The following is a 16,243-nucleotide window of genomic DNA, read 5'->3' as shown; positions in this document are numbered from 1 at the left end:
TTCAGGAGCGGCCCATCGTGACACAAGGCCGCTCCAGTTGACCGCGTTAAAACTCAGCACTCGACAAAAGCGACCGCCAAACCGCCGCGCGAGGTTTCCTTGTAATTGGCATGCATGTCCGCCCCGGTATCACGCAGGGTGCGGATCACCCGATCGAGCGAGATGAAGTGCTCGCCATCCCCCCGCAGCGCCATCTGCACAGCATTGATCGCCTTGACCGCAGCAATCGCATTGCGCTCGATGCACGGCACCTGCACCAGGCCACCCACCGGGTCGCAGGTCAGCCCAAGATTGTGCTCCAGGGCAATTTCGGCGGCGTTTTCAAGCTGGGGCGGCGTAGCGCCCAGTACCTGCGCCAGGCCGGCAGCAGCCATCGAACAGGCTGAGCCCACCTCCCCCTGACAACCCACCTCGGCACCGGAAATCGAGGCGTTCTTTTTGCACAGGATGCCAACCGCCGCTGCGCCAAGCAGGAAGTCCACCACATCAGCATCGCAGGCACCGGGGTTGAACTTCATGTAATAGTGCAGCACCGCCGGGATAATGCCGGCTGCCCCGTTGGTGGGCGCGGTAACCATACGCCCACCGGCAGCATTCTCTTCATTGACCGCCAAGGCGAACAGGTTGACCCACTCCATGGCGCCAAGGGTCGAGCCGATCACGTTGGGCTTGCCCAACTCCTGCAGGCTGCGATGCAACCGCGCGGCGCGGCGCTTGACGTGCAAGCCGCCCGGCAGGACGCCCTCGTTGCGCAAGCCGTTCGCCACGCACTCACGCATGGCCGCCCAGATGCGCAGCAAGCCTTCGCGCACCTCGGCCTCCGGGCGCCAGGCGCATTCGTTGGCCATCATCAGTTGCGCCACACTCAGGTTGTGGGCCTTGCACAAAGCCAGCAGTTGGGCACCACTGTCGAACTCATAAGGCAGCATCACGGCATTCGTGTCGCTTGCCGGCGCATCGATTTCGGCTTGCTCGACGATGAAGCCGCCACCCACCGAAAAATAGGTCTGCCTCAACAGGCTGTGCTGCCCGTCCATGGCTTCCAGGCTCATGGCATTGGGGTGATAAGGCAGGCTCTCGTCGAGCAGCAGCATGTCACGGCCATAGTCGAAGGCCAGCGGATGGCTACCGTCGAGCATCAGGCAGTGCTCTTGCAGGACCTGGCCGATGCGCGACTCGATCGTGGCCGGGTCGATGCGGTCCGGCCACTGCCCCATCAAGCCTAGTAGGCACGCGCGGTCGGTGGCATGGCCAACCCCGGTAGCCGACAGCGAGCCATACAGCCGCACTTGCACGCGCGTTACCTGGGCCAGCAGCCCCTGCGCACGCAAGGCCTGGGCAAAGGTGGCCGCCGCCCGCATCGGGCCCACGGTATGGGAACTGGACGGCCCGATGCCAATTTTGAAAAGGTCGAAAACACTGATAGCCATGCTAATGCCTGACCCTACCCTGACATGCATCCAGGGTACGGTTGTCTGAAGAAATTGAGCGTTATTGCGATTTTGCGCGATACTGCCGCGGTGGCTCACGGATGACCAACGAAACTTCCTAAGCAAGCCTTTAGTGGTACTAAACGATGCGACGACAACTCAACGGTCAGATGTTCGTCTGGCTGCATGTTTTTGCCTGCGCAGCCCGGCACTTGTCCTTCACCCGCTGTGCCGAAGAGCTGCACATCACCCCGGGCGCGGTCAGCCAGCAGATGCGCCAGCTGGAAGAGCGCCTGGGCTACCGGCTGTTCCTGCGACGGGCGCGCGGCGTGGAGCTGAGCGCCGAGGGGCAACGCCTGGCCCAGACGGTGGCGGAGGCCTACGGCAGTATCGAAGCCGAGCTGCTGCGGCTGGACGCGGGGGAAATCCGCGGCACATTGCGTGTGCGTTCGATCCCCTCGTTTCTGGCCAAATGGCTCACGCCGCGCTTGCCGCGTTTTCAACAACGCTACCCGGATATCGAACTGCGCCTGGTCGCCGAAGACAGTGCCCAGGCGCTGACCCCGGGTGATTTCGATTTGGCCATTGACCTGAACGATGGTAGCTACCCAGGCATGCTCTCGACGCCGCTGCTGGACGAGCAGATCTTCCCGGTGTGCTCACCTGCCCTGCTGCGCGGGCGACCACCGCTGCACGGCCCCTCTGACCTGGCGCACTACCCACTGCTGCATGACATCACCGCCTGGCGTGGCAGTTCGGAATATGCCGAGTGGGAGTTCTACCTGGAAGGCATCGGCGCCGCCGGCCTGGATGTGCGGCGCGGGCACACCTTCAACCGCAACCACCTGACCATCGAGGCGGCGATTGCCGGTATCGGCGTGGCGATTGCCCGCCGCACGCTGCTCAATGACGAACTGGAGCGCGGCGCACTGATCGTGCCCTTTGGTGTACCGATCGCCAACCACAAGCGTTATGTGGTGCATTACCCGCCAGGCGGCTTGAACCAGCCAGGTGCGCGGGCGGTGCATGACTGGCTGGTGGAAGAAGCGCGGGGGTTCAGGGCGTTGCATCCGTTGAACAAGGAATAGCCACCTGGGCGCGCCTGAGCAGGAGCGCTTCGCTCAATAGGCCTGCTTACCGGTGAAGGCATTGAGCGTGCGCACCAGGATCACGAAGTCCAGCCACAACGACCAGTTGTTGATGTACTCGATGTCCGAGTCGACTCGCTGGATCATTTGCTCGATATCCTTGGTCTCCCCCCTGAACCCGCGCACCTGCGCCAAACCTGTCATGCCGGGCTTGATATTGTGGCGGGCAAAGTAGTCAACGATATCCTGCGAATACAAGGTGTCATGTTGCAAGGCATGCGGCCGCGGCCCTACCAGGGACATTTCCCCGGTCAGCACATTGAACAATTGTGGCAGTTCATCAAGGCTTGTACGCCGGATAAAGGCGCCGACCCGGGTCAACCGTGGGTCATTCTTCTGCGCCTGCTTGACCACACCTGCTTCCGGTTGATGAACATGCATGCTGCGAAACTTCCAGATACGGAACGATTCTCCTGTCCAGCCGGTACGTTCCTGGCGGAAGAACACCGGCCCGCGGCTGTCGATCTTGATGGCCAGCGCAACAGCCAGCAATACGGGTGATGCAAACAGCAAAATCAACGCGGCCAGCACCCGGTCCTCAAGGTTTTTCAAGAACAGGCTCATGCCCGTCAAGGGTGTCTCCGACAAGGTCAGCACCGGAATGCCGGCAATTTCCCGCACGCTGTGGTTGATCAGGCGCAACGAGAAGATATCCGGCACCCAGTTCACCGCAATGCACTTGTCGAGCAACTTGAAATACACGTCGTTGATGACCTCGGAGCCACCCAGTGGCGTCACCAGGTACACCGTACGAATGCCGTGTTGGGCCACCAGCTCGTCGAGGTCGCCAATATGCCCCAGCACTGGCAGGCGCTGCTTGCCCTCGGCACTCTCCAACCCCTGCCCATCGCCTTTGTCGAGCAGCACGCAGCCCAGCACCCGCTCGCCAAACCACGGGTTGTTGCTGATTTTCTGATACAGGAAGTTGGCCAGGTCACCGTTGCCGATGATCAGGGCATTGTCCAGGCGCGCATGCGCGCTAAAGCGCTTTTGCAGTTCGCGCACGGCAAAATGCAAGAATAGCTGGGCGACATAACCTATGACGAACAGTTGCACCACCAATAGCCGTGAATAGGTTTCGCTCTGTTTGGTCAGGAACGCCATGACGACCAGGAAGCAAAACGTTGCCGACCAGGCCTTGAACAGGCGGAACGCCTTGATCGAAAGCCCGACGTTGGTGCGGTAGATGGCGTAATAATCATAAATGACGGCCAGTGCGCCAATCAGCAACAGCAGCATGATCACGTAATCGGATGTGATATAGCCGAACTGGTCGTAGATCAGGTACCAGGCAATACCGGTGACCGCAATACCATCGAGACCGGCCTGAATGGCGTTACTGACACTGCTTCTTCTCTGGAGTAAGGAACGACTGCTTCTGGGTTCGAAAACCATTTCAGACCTCATCAAAATGAGCGTAGCAAGTGCCTTCCATCAAACAGCAAGTCTTGAAAACAGGTTACGCAAAGCCCGTGCAGCAGGCGCGTGGCGCCCTCAAGCGATTGATATCACTGTAGCAGCCACCCGCTGCTGGCGTACCCGGAATCACCGCTTGTGCGATCGTTGACCGATTCATGGGGCCCGCCTGGCCGAAACCGCCGCCCGCCGGTACAGCAGGGTGCGCAACAGGAATAGCGGATTGCCCACCACGTATCGCATAAACAGGCGCGTGGGTTCGCGCAGCAGGCGGTACAGCCACTCGCCCCCCAAACGCCGCAGCCATTCAGGGGCACGGCTGACCTTGCCGCCGAGGAAGTCCAGGATCGCCCCACCGCACACGATCAGGCATGGCCCGCCAGTGACTGCCAACTCCGCTGCCACCGCTTCTTGCTTGGGCATGCCCATGCCCAGCACGATCAGCTCGGGTTGCTGCTCGCGGGCCAGCTGCAAATAGGTTTCAAGGCTGGCGAAGCCATCGTGAACCGACACCGGCACGATGCCAAACTCGGCTTCACAGCGCCGCACGGCCTGGTCCAGGTAGGGTTGCCGGGTGCCCCAGAAGGCGACCTTGCGCCCTCGGTAAGCAGCCATGAGCCTGGGAATGAAGTCAGTGCCGTTCATGTTCAGCCCGGGTTCCAGGCCCAGGCGGCGATACAGAATCGCCATGCCGGCGCCATCGCGCAGCAGCACATCTGCGGCCGACAGTGCCTGGCTGTAGCCACCATCGCGCACCACCAGGTTCATCGCATGGGCGTTGACGAAGCCCAGCACGGTGCCCGTATCCGGCGTAGCCAGGCGGTCGAGAAGGCGCTGCACAGCGGCGCCATCAGCGATCACTTCCAGCTGGTCGATCACACGCTTCCAGCGACTCTGCCACTGATCCATCAGTCGTCATCCCGTTTTGAACGCACCCATTCAACCTGGCGCTTGATCAGGAAACTCAGGTACAAGGGCATTTTCCTGGCCGCGTAAAACGGCGCGTACAACAACACCGAGAACGGTATCACTTCACGGCAGAAGCGCGCCCAGGCCAACGTCACAGCGAAGGCCAGCAAGGCCAAACCGGCAAAGGCGAGCCACGCGGGCGCCGCCAGGCCGAACAGCAGGTACGCCAGCCAGGTCACCAGGTTAAGCCCGAGCAAGGTCAGTACCAGCAACGCCAGGGGCGGCACCAGCAGGTCCAGGGTCAAGGCCGCCAGGCTAGCGTTGCGCTGGGTGATTGCAGCCATCGCCCGTTTGGGTGCGTCGGCAAGCATCAAGCCCAGATGGCCATGCTCCCAGCGGGTGCGTTGGCTGTTGAGGCCTTGCTGGCTAAGCGGGAACTGGCTAGTGACCAGTGCCTCGGGGCAGAAAGCAGGCGGTTTACCCTGCTGGCAAAGGTCCAGGCCCAGCTTCACATCCTCGACCAGATGACCATTGGCCAGGTTGATCAGGCTCAGATCGTGCCAGCCGAACGCCATGCCCGCGCCCATCAGCTGACATGGCAGGCCCAGGCGCGCCCAGCCGCGTGGCCGCACCAGGTTCTTGACCCGCCAGGCAAACTCGGCAACTTGCACCCGCAACCCGGCACCTGCCGGTGCACGCATCAGGTACAGCGACTGTACCGGGCGGGCAAGTGCGTGGCAGCGGCGCGCCAGGCAATCGATCGCCCCCTCGCCCACCTGGCAGTCGGCATCCACCACGATAACCACCTCGGGTGGCCGCTGAGCCAGGTGGCGCACGCCGAAATCCAATGCGTAACCTTTGCCGCGCAACCGCGTATCGTGGCGCTCTACCACTTCGGCGCCGGCCTCACGTGCCAATTGGGCCGTGTCATCCGAACAGTTGTCCGCCACGACCAGCAAGCGGTCGCCGTCCAGCAGTTGCGGCGTAACGCTGGCCAGCATCGCACGAATGACCAACGCCTCATCGTGGGCGGGCACCAACACCGCCACTCGCGGGCGCTCGCCAATGCCCTTGGGCCTCGACCGCGCCGGCAGGCAAGCCAGCAACACTTGCAGCACCAGCACCAACACCGGTACCAGGACGATGATCGCCAACAGGCCCAGTAACCAACCCAATACACTTATCATGCGTATGCCTTGAAATAGCCGGCCAGCCTGGCCGCCTCGGTGTCGATGTCATGCCGTTGCACCACACGCTGGTAGGCCACCTCGCCCATGCGCTGCAGTACCTCGGCCGGTTGCGCCAGGCAGTCGGCCATGGCTGTTGCCAGCTCGTCCACGGCGCCGGCAGGGAACAGCCAGCCGTTCTCGCCAGGCCGCACCAGCTCGGGGATACCCGCTACATAGGTGGTGAGCACGGGCCGGCGCAAGGCCATGGCCTCCATGATGACCACGGGCAAACCCTCGGCGAAACTGGGTAGCACCAGCGCACGGGCGGCCAGGATTTCCTCACGTACCTGCGCACTGCTGATCCAGCCAGTGATACGCACTTGCTGCTGCAAGCCGTGCCGGGCAATCAAGGCCTCGATCTGCTCGCGCATTTCACCGTCACCCGCCAGCACCAGCTCGAAGGTGATCGACCGGGCAGCGAGACAGCGCGCCGCTTCGAGCAACAGCAGCTGGCCCTTCTGTTCGCACAGGCGCCCAACACACACCAGCCGTGGCGCCGATGGCACATCGACTGGCGCCACCTCATGAAAACCACGCTCCAGTCCGCAATGCACCACCTTCACCTTGCCCCAGTGCTCGTGCGCCACCCAACGGTACAGCTGGCTGCGCCCGTACGAGCTCACCGCCGCGACAAAGGCGGCGCGCTGCACCTTCTCACCCATGTGCAAGAACTGTGGTTTGTCGAATTCTTCCGGCCCGTGCACGGTAAAGCTGTATGCCGGCCCGCCTAGGACGTTGGCCAGCATGACCACTTCAGTAGAGTTGGTGCCGAAATGCGCGTGCACATGTGTGGCCTCCCCGGCCTGCAACCATTGCAGCACCAGGCAGGCCTCGGCCAGGTAGACCAGGTGGTAGGGCCAGGCACGGTCGGCCCGCAGGCCAAGGCGCATGGCCAGCCCCAGCGCCTGGAAAAAACGCCGCGGCTGCGTACGCAGTACCTGCCACGTCGGTGCCAACAACCCCTTGAGCCCACCTTGCAATACGTAGCGGGTCTTGCCCCGTTCGGCTGCGTCCTCGGCATCCTGCACCTCGGCGTCCCATCCACGCAGGGCTATACGTTGCACCTCAACCCCCTGGCGCTCCAGCGCCAGAATTTCGCGACGGATGAAACTGTGGCTGACTTTCGGGTACTGATTGATGAAGTAAGCAATATGCATACGAATCCAGATCCAAACCCGCTTGATGACCAACCTTCCCTGGCAACCTTCACTTCAGGCTGTCGACTACGGGCGGCCTGTCTACTGCCGATGCACTCACAGCAAATGCATCCCCCTGTTTTCCTTGTAGTCCAAGGTTGTGGTTGCTGCTTGGCAATGCTGCCTGCAAGCGGGTGAAAACATCGTCAAGCAATGCCTGGCGGCGGCGGTACATCGCCCGTTTCTTGGCCGGAATGTCAGCTTCCGCCCGTTGAGCCGGCGCTAGAGGCAGGGTAAAAAAGTCCTCACGGTCAGACGCTGTAGCGCCATGTTCCTGCCAGATCACGTCGTAGTTGGCCGCCAGGTCCTGGCCCTTGTCGCTGCCAAAATAGGGATGGCGATGGTGCCGGCAGGCGTCACTGACGGCATACAGCTGCGTCACACCCAGGGTCCTGCCCAGGCATTTCAACGCTTCGAGCAGCAGGCTGCGTGGCCGCAACCCTTCGAAGTCCTTGGTCAGGTCACGGTAGATAGCCAGTGAGGTTTCGCTGTCGATACCTTTGTGAATACCCTGCACCGCACCGATGAACAGGCTGGTCTCACCTTGGCTGCGGCCCAGGGAGAAGGCCAGGGATGCCACACGCAGGTCGGCCTGGAACAGGTTCAGCACCAGCTCGCCTTCGCGCTTGAACCAGATTGGCCGGTCCAGTACCAGGCAACAGCCCGGCGAGTGGCTGGACAGGTCACACAACTTCAGGTTTTCGTCGCGCCCCAGCAACAGCAACGCCGGGAACTGCCCAGCTACCTGTTCAAAGTGCGAAGCCACCACCTCCAGACGCTGTGGCGCCTCCCAGCATCGACTGATGTAAGGCCATTGCACGACACCGATACAATCCACACCCAGGCGCTGCAAACCATGTGGGCCCAGCGCCGCCGTCATGCGCTGCATGAACCCGTTCAGCTCAGGCCACTGCCTGGCGATCTGCCGTGCCAACTTGTACTTGTTGTGCATCGCCCGCAACGAGTAACCCGGTTGCAAGGTAAACACGCTTTTCACGAGGGTGCCGAGTATCATGGGTTTCTCTCACTTGTACTCGATCAAAGCCGATTTGCCAGCCGTAAGGCGGTGGCGCAGGAACTTCAGCTGGCCGAGCATTTCCGGGAATTTGCCCAACACCAGAAACACAGCCTGCAGCCAGTTCTCGCGCGTCGACTTGCCGCCGCGGCGGGCCAGGCGCACGGCCTGCAGGGGGTAGATCAACAGCAAGAGCAGGCCCCAGCCGCCCAGCAGCAGGCAGGCCAGCGCGATCACCAAGGGTATGCCCAGGCCCCACAACCAGGCCCGACGTGACTCACGCAGCCAATGCCGCTCGGGTGGCTGGCCATGCAGGTAGGCGCCCTCGGCATAGGCGTGCCCAGCACGCAGGCTACGCCGCCACCACTGGCTGAAACGGGTCATGCCGGCATCGTGCAGGGTCATCTCGGCAGCCAGTCGCCAGACTTTCCAGCCGTTGGCCCGCAAACGCACGCACAGTTCAGGCTCTTCCCCGGCAATCAGGTCAGGCCGGAAGCCACCCACCGCAGCAAAGGCGTCTGCCCGCATCAGCGCATCGCCGCCACAGGCTTTGGCCTCACCGACCGGGGTATCCCACTCCAGGTCGCACAGCAAGTTGTACACCGAACGCTGCGGGAAGCGCTCGCGCCGGCGACCACACACCACTGCCACGGCGGGGTGCTGCTCAAGAAAAGCCTGCGCCGTGGCCAGCCAGGTGGCATTCACCTCGCAGTCGCCATCGACGAACTGCACCAGTTGCATCGATGGCAACAGGCGCTGCAAGGCGGCAAAGCCTTCATTGCGGGCGCGTGCGGCGGTGAACGGGATACTCATGTCCAGCGCCAGCACCGCCACGCCAAGGTTGGCGGCCAGCTGCAGCGAACCATCGGTGGAACCCGAGTCGACGTACATGACCTTGTCCGCCCCGTGCGCCAGCGAAACAAGGCAGCGCTCGAGACGCTGGCCTTCATTGCGGCCGATAACCACCACCCCGATCACCGTTGCCATAGGCCTCACTCGACCGACGCCGTGGCGGCCGGTTGCCGGGCCTTGATGATGGCCGGCACCCCCACTGCCAGAGAATTGTCAGGCACATCTACCAGCACGACGGCATTGGCGCCGATGATCACGTTGTTGCCGATGCGAATACTGCCCAGCACCTTGGCCCCGGTGCCAATGTCGACGTTGTTGCCGAACACCGGGGCAATCGGCTCGTCGACATTCTTCAGGCCCACCACCACGCCGTTGCGGATACGGCAGTCATCACCAAAGCGGGCATAGCCGCTGACAACGATGCCGCCAAAATGATCGATGACGAAGTTGCGCCCGATCACCACCTCGCACGGCAGTTCGATACCGGTGATGATCTGGACGAATTTGAACAGCACCTTGTAGATGAGCGAGCACAGTTTGCGCAGCAGTGCCGGGCGCAGCGTATAACGCCAGCGGCCAAAGCGATACACCAGCAATGCCCAGAAGCCCTGGGCGCCCCAGTCCCCGCCATGGGCCTGCAGGTCGGCGCGAATATTCTCGAACATGGCTCCACCTACCTTGTCGGTTGGCTGGCGTACCGGGTCTTGAACAGCAAAGACCAGGTTGCCCGGCAATGACGCCAGCAGGCCTGTATGGCGCCCCAGCCGCGTCGTTTCAACAGCGCCTTGAGTGCCAGCAACAAGTCGCCCAGCGTCACCAGCAGCATGTGCAGGGCAAGCCCCGCCACCCCGTGATGCTTGCGAAAGTACAGCAACTCGCTTTCGATCTGATAGGACGAGATCTGCCGGCTGGCGGCCTCCAGCTCCGCCACAGACTTGGAGCTTTCACCACCGATATGCACCACCGTGGTATGGGGGTAGAACACCACTTTCCAGCCAGCCTCCTTCACCCGCTTGCAGTGATCCACCTCTTCGTAATAAAGAAAGTAGCGCGGGTCGAACAGCCCCACCCTGTCGAGCACTTCACGGCGCACCAGGTAGAAGCAGCCGGGCAACCAGTCACACTCGCGCACCGAGGCGTGGTCCCAGTTCATGTCGTCGACCATCTTTACCCCTGGGAAGAACCGCCCCAACCCGGTACGCCCAACGAACACATTGAGCGGCGTGGGGAAGTAGCGACAACTGGGCTGCAGGTCGCCATCGCGACCTTCCAGGCGCACCCCCAGTACGCCGCACTCCGGGTGGGCGTCCATGTAGTCCAGCGTTTTTTGCAGCGAGTCGGCGGCAACGAAGGCATCGGTATTGAGCAGCAAGGCGTACTTGCCCTTGAGGTGCGCCAACAACTGGTTGTTGGCCCGGCCGAACCCCACGTTCTGCTTGTTGCTCAGCAGCAGTGCCTCGGGGCACACCTGGGCCATGCGCTGCACCGAGTCATCGCGCGAGGCATTGTCGACCACCAGGTAACTGGCCAGCCGCTCGCTGTCGGCCCGGCGCAGTGCATCGAACATCGGCTGCAGCAGTCCAGCGGTGTTGAAGTTGACCACCATGACATCCACAGGTTTGCTAGTCATTTCAGCTGTCCCCGAAGAAATACTGGCGTCTTTGCGCCATCAGTAACGGCTCCACTTCCGGGTCGTAGGCACCGTTGCGCTGCTTCACCAGATCGATCCATGGGTAGGCTTCGCAACGTGCCTCGACCCGTTTGATCAACTGCTCGGTGGTACAAATGAATTCCGCAGGGTTGCCACCATAGACGGTGCCTGGCGGCACGTCCTTGGTCACGACCGCCCCTGCGGCCACGATGGATTCGGGCCCGATGGTCACGCGAGGCATCACGATCGCACCATGGCCGATGAAGCAATTGTCCTTGATGTCGATGAAACCGACCGAATCCAGGTGCTTGCCAAAGCGATGCTCGATCAGCAATACCACCCCGTCATGACCGATCAACGTGCAGTCGGACAAGCCCACGCTGTTACCGATACGGACCAGCGACGGGTCGAGAAACTTGCAGCCTGTATTGACGTAGAAATTGCTGCCGACCGAATGAAAGTTGCCCCAACGGGCCAGATAGGCCCCCCATTCGAGACCAGAAGGGTTACAGAACCTCCTGTAGAATTTGCCCCCTCGCCCGGTTGCATGGGCGTAGTGCGCCACTGCCTTGCGTATCCATCCCTTCATACTGCCTGGCCTCGCGATCTGAACAATCTGGAGTATCCTGAGGCGTTCCGGTCTCGTTCTTCTAGGTGCTGACCGCATCGCACTCACCCGTGTACAACCTGCATCACGCAGCGGCGCTGCTGGCCGCTTTCATCTTGTTATCGAGGTGGTCGGCCAGCCGCAAGGCAAATTGCAACAGCGGCATGGTCGGGTTGGAGGCGCCGCCCTTGGCAAAAATGCTGCTGCCGGCGACATACAGGTTTTCGGTACCGAACACCTTGCAATTGGCATCGACTACACCGAACTGTGGCGAGGCGGCCATACGCGTGGTGCCCATGTGATGGGCATGGGGCGCCATTTTCAGTGGAATCGAGGTGTCGTAGACGAAATCGTTGAGTTTGACGAACCCCAGATCCATGTCGGCGAACTGCTTGGCCAGTTCGCTGCCAATGCACTTGATGGTGTGCCGATCTTCGGCGCTCAGCACCCAATTGACATTGACCTTGGCCACGCCCAGCGCATCCTTCTCGTCCAGCAGCGAAATACGGCTGTGCAGGTTGGGGAACTGCTCGATCATGGTGCTGATCACGCCGTCACCAGGGCAACTGAACTTGGCGACGAAGGCGACCTTGTTGGCAAACCCCATGTCGCAGGCCAGGCTCTCGAGAAAATACTTCACCTCGGCAGTGCGGCCATAGGTCTGCACATCGGCCAGCAAAACAGCAGTGACATTGCCTTTACCGGCCTTGTACTCGTCGACGAAAGCATCGGTGGTGTAGTACTGGCGCGGCTCTGGGTCCTGTCCGGACTTGAGGATGAAAGTGCCCATTTCGATGTTCAGATGTTCCATGAAACACCCGCCGACCAGCCCTTCCTTGCCCACCACGCCTGCGGCCACCAGGGTCTCGCTGTTGAGCAACTGCCGGGCATTCTCGATGGCACCTGTGGCCAGAATGAAGTTGCTTGCCACCAGCCGCTGACGATTGCGTTGATAGTCGGACAAAACCACCGCAGCCAGGTGGCCGGAAGCCTTGTCGAACTCCAGGTCAACGCAATTACAGTGGATGAATACGTCCAGGCCTGGCGTCTGCTCCAGTGCTGAAGCGTACTTTTGCGCAAAGCGTGTCGGCGTGCTCAGCAGAAAACAGTCCGCCTCGAAGTCCCCACCATTGAGGCCGGCATTTATCGCGCGAAAATCCGAGCCAGGCGCCAGGTCGACGATCTCCATCGCTGCCGGCAGGAAGCCTTCGATCTCCGAGTAGGGAATTGGCCAACCCGGCAAGTCGCCTGGCGGGGCGACGGCAAAATCCGAGGAGGTGAATGGACGGCAACGGCCAGCCCAGTGATTGGAGGTGCCACCCAGGTAACGCAGGCGGGTCTCCTCGGCATACAGTTCCAGGCCGGTGGATGAGCACGCGTACAAGTCTTGCGAATACGGCGCAAATTCGCGCCCCCCGCCTTCGGCGATCATGACGCTCCAGCCGGCGGCTGCCAGGCGCAAGCCCAGGGTTATACCCGCCGGGCCGGCGCCGATGATGCAGAAATCATAGTGGTCGCGCAGCGCCTTCTGCTGCTCAAAGTCCTTGATCATGCTGACGCGTTCCGGAAGTAACGGGACGGCAATACCCAACCGTTGATTACCACAAACCCAGGCTTTTCGACCGTCTTGCAGGCAACGGCCGCCGAGGCGCCGAATACCGCGCCCCCCACACTAAGCAAGACACAACTCTGGAGAAAACCTCTACGACCCAGCTGCGCAGTACAAAAAGTGAGCTTCCCCATGTTCCCGTGACCTGTAGCCATGAAAGTTACACCCGGCAAACTGCGCTACAGCCAGTTGAAAAAGGCCGTCAACAGTGCCCCACACAGCGCCCCGACCAGCAACATCGGCAGTACCACCAGCTCACGTTTGAGGCTGAAGATATCCAGTTTGCAGTTCACATACACAACCAGCACCAGCGTTGGCACAGCATGCAGGGCAACCCCCCAGATAGCCCACTCCACCCCGCCAATCGCCAGTAACAGCGGCAACAGCCCCCATAACGAGACCAGGCGGATAATGTTGTCCATGGCCTGGTACTTGGTCAGGCCCAAGGCAATCCACACCTGATGAGCCAAGGTATAGCGCAATACGATGAACGATAGCGAGAGAATCGCCAGCATCGGCCCGGCTTCGCGGTAGCGATCGTCATACATCCAGCCGATCAGCAGCGGGCTGGCGGTCAGGAAACCGCCACAGATGAACAGCACCAGCAGGTCGACCAGCAGCCGAAAGCGGAAATACAGCGCTTTCAGGCGCGGCCTGTCGTCGGCCCTGGCTGCCTCGCTGAAAGCAGGCAGCGCCACCGCGCCGACAATTTTCATGAGCGCGGTCTGCACCGCACCCAGGATCAGCACGGCGATCGAATACACACCCAGTTGCGCCGCCGACATGCTGGCGCCAAACCATATGCGGTCGCCGTACATCGCCAGCACGCCGACCATCGACGACAACAGGATCCAGCGGCCAAACACAATCAGCTCGGTCAGCGCCGAACGGTCCCAGCGCAGGTGGTTGTTGGGCCCCTCCAGGGCGGTATGCCCCAGCACGGTCCAGACGACCGCCGAAACCAGGCCTGATAACACCAGCGCCCAGATCGAATGGGTCAGCAGGCCCAGTACCAGCATCACCACCAGGCCAGCCACCTGCGAGGCAAGGTCGACCAACACCACGCGCTTTTGTTGGAAAGTTCGTACCGCCACATCTATCTTGGTGGACTGGAACCCCCAGATGACCGCCGACAGGCCGGTGACCGCCAGTACCACCGGCAGTACCGGCGCGGCATAGGTAGAGTCTGCCGGCCACAGCTCAGCCAGTTGCGCCAACCAAGCCCCCAGGGCCAGCAGCAGGGTAAGGGCAAACAGCAGGAAACCGCGGATGATCTGCACGGTCCAGGCGGTATTGAGAAAATCTGGATCGTCACCACGGTGGCTCTGGATGATGTTCTGGCGCAGGCCCACATCGGAAAGCAAATGCAGCAGTATCGAAACAGTGGTGGCAATGACCATCACGCCGAACATTTCCGGCAGCAGCAAGCGGGCCATGATCAGATTGCCGCCCAGGCGCATCACCTGTGAAGCCACCTGCGAGACCAGGTTCCATGACCCGGCCCTCAGGGCCCGCTTGCGCAGGCTCGCGGCGGCTGACACATCAATCGACGGCATGACTTCAATCTCTGACTGATTGGCTAAAAGTCACTATAGTTTCAATTAGCCACGATGCTAGCCGTTGCCCACCAAGGGAAAGGTGTACATAGCCGATGCCTGAACATTTTCGTGCGTTGATCGTCATCCTGTTTTTGGCGAGCGTGGTCTTCCTGATGGCCCGGCGGCCTGCCACCGACCTGATTCCGCTCAGTGACTACAAGCGCCGGCGTAATCTGTGGTTCCTGCTGACCCTGCTGGCTTTTTTCTCGCACAGCTTCTGGCTGTACCTGGGCGTGGGCGCGGTCGTCCTGTTGCTGGCCGGGCGCCGCGAGCACAACCCCATGGCGCTGTTCTACATGCTGCTGTTCCTGATCCCGCCAGCGTCGGTGCAGGTGCCCGGGTTTGGCGTGGTCAATTACCTCGTTGACCTTAACCATATTCGCCTGCTGAGCCTGTGCGTGCTGCTGCCGGCCGCGCTGCACTTGCGCCGCCAAGGTGACACCCTGCGCTTTGGTCGCACCTGGACTGATAAGTTGCTGGCGGCCGGCCTGCTGCTGCTGAGCGTGCTCTATTTGCGCGAAACCACCCCTACCGACACGCTGCGCCAGGCGCTGTATCTGTATGTCGACGTACTCCTGCCGTATTACGTGGCCAGCCGTGGCCTGCGTCAGATCAGCGACTTCAAGGACACCTTGCTGGCCTTCGTACTCGTCTCTTTCGTCATGGCGCTGATCGCTGTGGCCGAGTATGTGCGCCACTGGTTACTGTACAGCGCGCTGGTCGACGCCATGGGCGTGCCATGGAGCATGTCCGGTTACCTGAGCCGCGGCGGTGCGCTGCGGGCGAGCGTCACCACCGGCCAGGCGATCGTACTGGGTTACGTGATGAGCGTGGCCATCGGCCTGTTCCTGTTCGTCCAAGGCTATGTGCAACGCCCGCTGCACAGGGCCATGGGCGCCCTGCTGCTGGCCGCCGGGCTGTTCGCGCCATTGTCGCGTGGCCCGTGGATCGGCGCCGTGGTCATCGTCGTGGTATTCATTGCCCTGGGCAAAGGCGCCGTCAAGCGCCTGGCGCTGCTGGGGGCGGCCGGCATGCTGGCGTTGCCCTTGCTGACCGTCGTGCCTGGCAGCGACAAGGTGCTGGACCTGCTGCCGTTCATCGGCAACCTCGAGAAGGAGAACATCACCTACCGCGAGCGGCTGATGGACAACGCCTGGATCGTCATTCAGCGCAACCCGCTGTTCGGCTCCTTCGATTTCCGTAACACACCCGAAATGCAGGCGATGATCCAGGGCGAAGGCATCATCGATATCGTCAACACCTACATCAACCTGGCGCTGCGGGCCGGCCTGGTCGGGCTAGGCCTGTTCGTGGCGTTCTTTGCCGTGCTACTGCTGGGTATCCGCAGAGCCATGCTCAGTTTTGCCGACAAGGATGACGAACGACGACAGCTCGGCCGGGTGTTGCTGGCAACGCTGACCGGCATTCTGGTCATCATCTTCACCGTCAGCAGCATCACCTTCATCCCGGTGGTGTACTGGTCTATCGCAGGGCTGGGCGTGGCCTACATCCAGATGGTTCGCCGCCTGCACAACAGCCCGGCCGTGGAGCTGGCAGAACCCGACCTACAACCCAGGTAATGT

The 16,243-nt window shown here is 61.6% G+C and carries 14 protein-coding genes; 2 read left to right on the top strand and 12 right to left on the bottom strand.

Going from position 1 to position 16,243, the window contains the following annotated elements:
* Positions 1 to 53 precede the first annotated feature (53 nt).
* Positions 54 to 1,430 (bottom strand): L-serine ammonia-lyase, encoded by a 1,377-nt coding sequence (locus tag ACF8Q6_RS17075; RefSeq protein WP_392491763.1) that lies wholly within the window; start codon positions 1,428 to 1,430, stop codon positions 54 to 56.
* 146 nt (positions 1,431 to 1,576) lie between these two features.
* On the opposite strand from ACF8Q6_RS17075, the gene ACF8Q6_RS17070 reads away from it, so the two are divergent.
* Positions 1,577 to 2,518 (top strand): LysR substrate-binding domain-containing protein, encoded by a 942-nt coding sequence (locus ACF8Q6_RS17070; RefSeq protein ID WP_392491762.1) that lies wholly within the window; start codon positions 1,577 to 1,579, stop codon positions 2,516 to 2,518.
* 33 nt (positions 2,519 to 2,551) lie between these two features.
* Here the strand turns inward: ACF8Q6_RS17070 and ACF8Q6_RS17065 are convergent, their stop codons facing one another.
* The 11 genes from ACF8Q6_RS17065 to ACF8Q6_RS17015 all read right to left on the bottom strand — a co-directional run bounded on the left by ACF8Q6_RS17065 (position 2,552) and on the right by ACF8Q6_RS17015 (position 14,618).
* Entirely contained in the window at positions 2,552 to 3,973 is a 1,422-nt protein-coding gene (locus ACF8Q6_RS17065) for an undecaprenyl-phosphate glucose phosphotransferase (RefSeq protein WP_256819087.1), read from the bottom strand.
* Positions 3,974 to 4,150: 177 nt separating this feature from the next.
* The gene (locus ACF8Q6_RS17060) at positions 4,151 to 4,903 is read right to left on the bottom strand and encodes a WecB/TagA/CpsF family glycosyltransferase (RefSeq protein WP_392491761.1); all 753 of its coding nucleotides are present in this window, start codon (positions 4,901 to 4,903) and stop codon (positions 4,151 to 4,153) included.
* Complete coding sequence (locus ACF8Q6_RS17055) at positions 4,903 to 6,090, bottom strand: glycosyltransferase family 2 protein (protein WP_392491760.1); 1,188 nt, start codon at positions 6,088 to 6,090, stop codon at positions 4,903 to 4,905. Before ACF8Q6_RS17055 ends, ACF8Q6_RS17060 begins: the two co-directional genes overlap by 1 nt.
* Complete coding sequence (locus ACF8Q6_RS17050) at positions 6,087 to 7,289, bottom strand: glycosyltransferase (RefSeq protein ID WP_392491759.1); 1,203 nt, start codon at positions 7,287 to 7,289, stop codon at positions 6,087 to 6,089. The genes ACF8Q6_RS17055 and ACF8Q6_RS17050 overlap by 4 nt, the downstream gene beginning before the upstream one ends.
* A gap of 49 nt (positions 7,290 to 7,338) precedes the next feature.
* Positions 7,339 to 8,343: a VirK/YbjX family protein gene (locus ACF8Q6_RS17045; RefSeq protein ID WP_392491758.1), complete on the bottom strand. Its 1,005-nt coding sequence runs from the start codon at positions 8,341 to 8,343 to the stop codon at positions 7,339 to 7,341.
* 9 nt (positions 8,344 to 8,352) lie between these two features.
* The gene (locus ACF8Q6_RS17040) at positions 8,353 to 9,330 is read right to left on the bottom strand and encodes a glycosyltransferase family 2 protein (protein WP_392491757.1); all 978 of its coding nucleotides are present in this window, start codon (positions 9,328 to 9,330) and stop codon (positions 8,353 to 8,355) included.
* 5 nt (positions 9,331 to 9,335) lie between these two features.
* Positions 9,336 to 9,860: a serine O-acetyltransferase gene (locus ACF8Q6_RS17035; RefSeq protein ID WP_392491756.1), complete on the bottom strand. Its 525-nt coding sequence runs from the start codon at positions 9,858 to 9,860 to the stop codon at positions 9,336 to 9,338.
* A gap of 8 nt (positions 9,861 to 9,868) precedes the next feature.
* Positions 9,869 to 10,825 (bottom strand): glycosyltransferase family 2 protein, encoded by a 957-nt coding sequence (locus tag ACF8Q6_RS17030; protein ID WP_392491755.1) that lies wholly within the window; start codon positions 10,823 to 10,825, stop codon positions 9,869 to 9,871.
* 1 nt (position 10,826) lies between these two features.
* The gene (locus tag ACF8Q6_RS17025) at positions 10,827 to 11,435 is read right to left on the bottom strand and encodes an acyltransferase (protein WP_014756650.1); all 609 of its coding nucleotides are present in this window, start codon (positions 11,433 to 11,435) and stop codon (positions 10,827 to 10,829) included.
* A 103-nt stretch (positions 11,436 to 11,538) separates the two neighbouring features.
* Positions 11,539 to 13,005, bottom strand: coding sequence for a GMC oxidoreductase (locus tag ACF8Q6_RS17020; RefSeq protein WP_392491754.1), 1,467 nt, complete (start codon positions 13,003 to 13,005; stop codon positions 11,539 to 11,541).
* A gap of 236 nt (positions 13,006 to 13,241) precedes the next feature.
* The gene (locus ACF8Q6_RS17015; RefSeq protein WP_392491753.1) at positions 13,242 to 14,618 is read right to left on the bottom strand and encodes an oligosaccharide flippase family protein; all 1,377 of its coding nucleotides are present in this window, start codon (positions 14,616 to 14,618) and stop codon (positions 13,242 to 13,244) included.
* Positions 14,619 to 14,713: 95 nt separating this feature from the next.
* On the opposite strand from ACF8Q6_RS17015, the gene ACF8Q6_RS17010 reads away from it, so the two are divergent.
* A complete protein-coding gene (locus ACF8Q6_RS17010; protein WP_392491751.1) occupies positions 14,714 to 16,240 on the top strand; it encodes an O-antigen ligase family protein in 1,527 nt (508 codons plus the stop codon).
* The last annotated feature ends 3 nt before the right edge of the window (positions 16,241 to 16,243 follow it).

Origin of the sequence: Pseudomonas sp. GLN_2 (genome assembly GCF_043106005.1) — a bacterium.
In the GTDB taxonomy this organism is placed as follows: Bacteria; Pseudomonadota; Gammaproteobacteria; order Pseudomonadales; family Pseudomonadaceae; genus Aquipseudomonas; species Aquipseudomonas alloputida.
This window is presented reverse-complemented; position numbering and strand designations above follow the sequence as displayed.

What these genes read in the sequence shown, in the direction of transcription:
- ACF8Q6_RS17075 (WP_392491763.1), bottom strand. Translation starts at nt 1,430, where the DNA reads ATGGCTATCAGTGTTTTCGACCTTTTCAAAATTGGCATCGGGCCGTCC.
- ACF8Q6_RS17070 (WP_392491762.1), top strand. Translation starts at nt 1,577, where the DNA reads ATGCGACGACAACTCAACGGTCAGATGTTCGTCTGGCTGCATGTTTTT.
- ACF8Q6_RS17065 (WP_256819087.1), bottom strand. Translation starts at nt 3,973, where the DNA reads ATGGTTTTCGAACCCAGAAGCAGTCGTTCCTTACTCCAGAGAAGAAGC.
- ACF8Q6_RS17060 (WP_392491761.1), bottom strand. Translation starts at nt 4,903, where the DNA reads ATGGATCAGTGGCAGAGTCGCTGGAAGCGTGTGATCGACCAGCTGGAA.
- ACF8Q6_RS17055 (WP_392491760.1), bottom strand. Translation starts at nt 6,090, where the DNA reads ATGATAAGTGTATTGGGTTGGTTACTGGGCCTGTTGGCGATCATCGTC.
- ACF8Q6_RS17050 (WP_392491759.1), bottom strand. Translation starts at nt 7,289, where the DNA reads ATGCATATTGCTTACTTCATCAATCAGTACCCGAAAGTCAGCCACAGT.
- ACF8Q6_RS17045 (WP_392491758.1), bottom strand. Translation starts at nt 8,343, where the DNA reads ATGATACTCGGCACCCTCGTGAAAAGCGTGTTTACCTTGCAACCGGGT.
- ACF8Q6_RS17040 (WP_392491757.1), bottom strand. Translation starts at nt 9,330, where the DNA reads ATGGCAACGGTGATCGGGGTGGTGGTTATCGGCCGCAATGAAGGCCAG.
- ACF8Q6_RS17035 (WP_392491756.1), bottom strand. Translation starts at nt 9,860, where the DNA reads ATGTTCGAGAATATTCGCGCCGACCTGCAGGCCCATGGCGGGGACTGG.
- ACF8Q6_RS17030 (WP_392491755.1), bottom strand. Translation starts at nt 10,825, where the DNA reads ATGACTAGCAAACCTGTGGATGTCATGGTGGTCAACTTCAACACCGCT.
- ACF8Q6_RS17025 (WP_014756650.1), bottom strand. Translation starts at nt 11,435, where the DNA reads ATGAAGGGATGGATACGCAAGGCAGTGGCGCACTACGCCCATGCAACC.
- ACF8Q6_RS17020 (WP_392491754.1), bottom strand. Translation starts at nt 13,005, where the DNA reads ATGATCAAGGACTTTGAGCAGCAGAAGGCGCTGCGCGACCACTATGAT.
- ACF8Q6_RS17015 (WP_392491753.1), bottom strand. Translation starts at nt 14,618, where the DNA reads ATGCCGTCGATTGATGTGTCAGCCGCCGCGAGCCTGCGCAAGCGGGCC.
- ACF8Q6_RS17010 (WP_392491751.1), top strand. Translation starts at nt 14,714, where the DNA reads ATGCCTGAACATTTTCGTGCGTTGATCGTCATCCTGTTTTTGGCGAGC.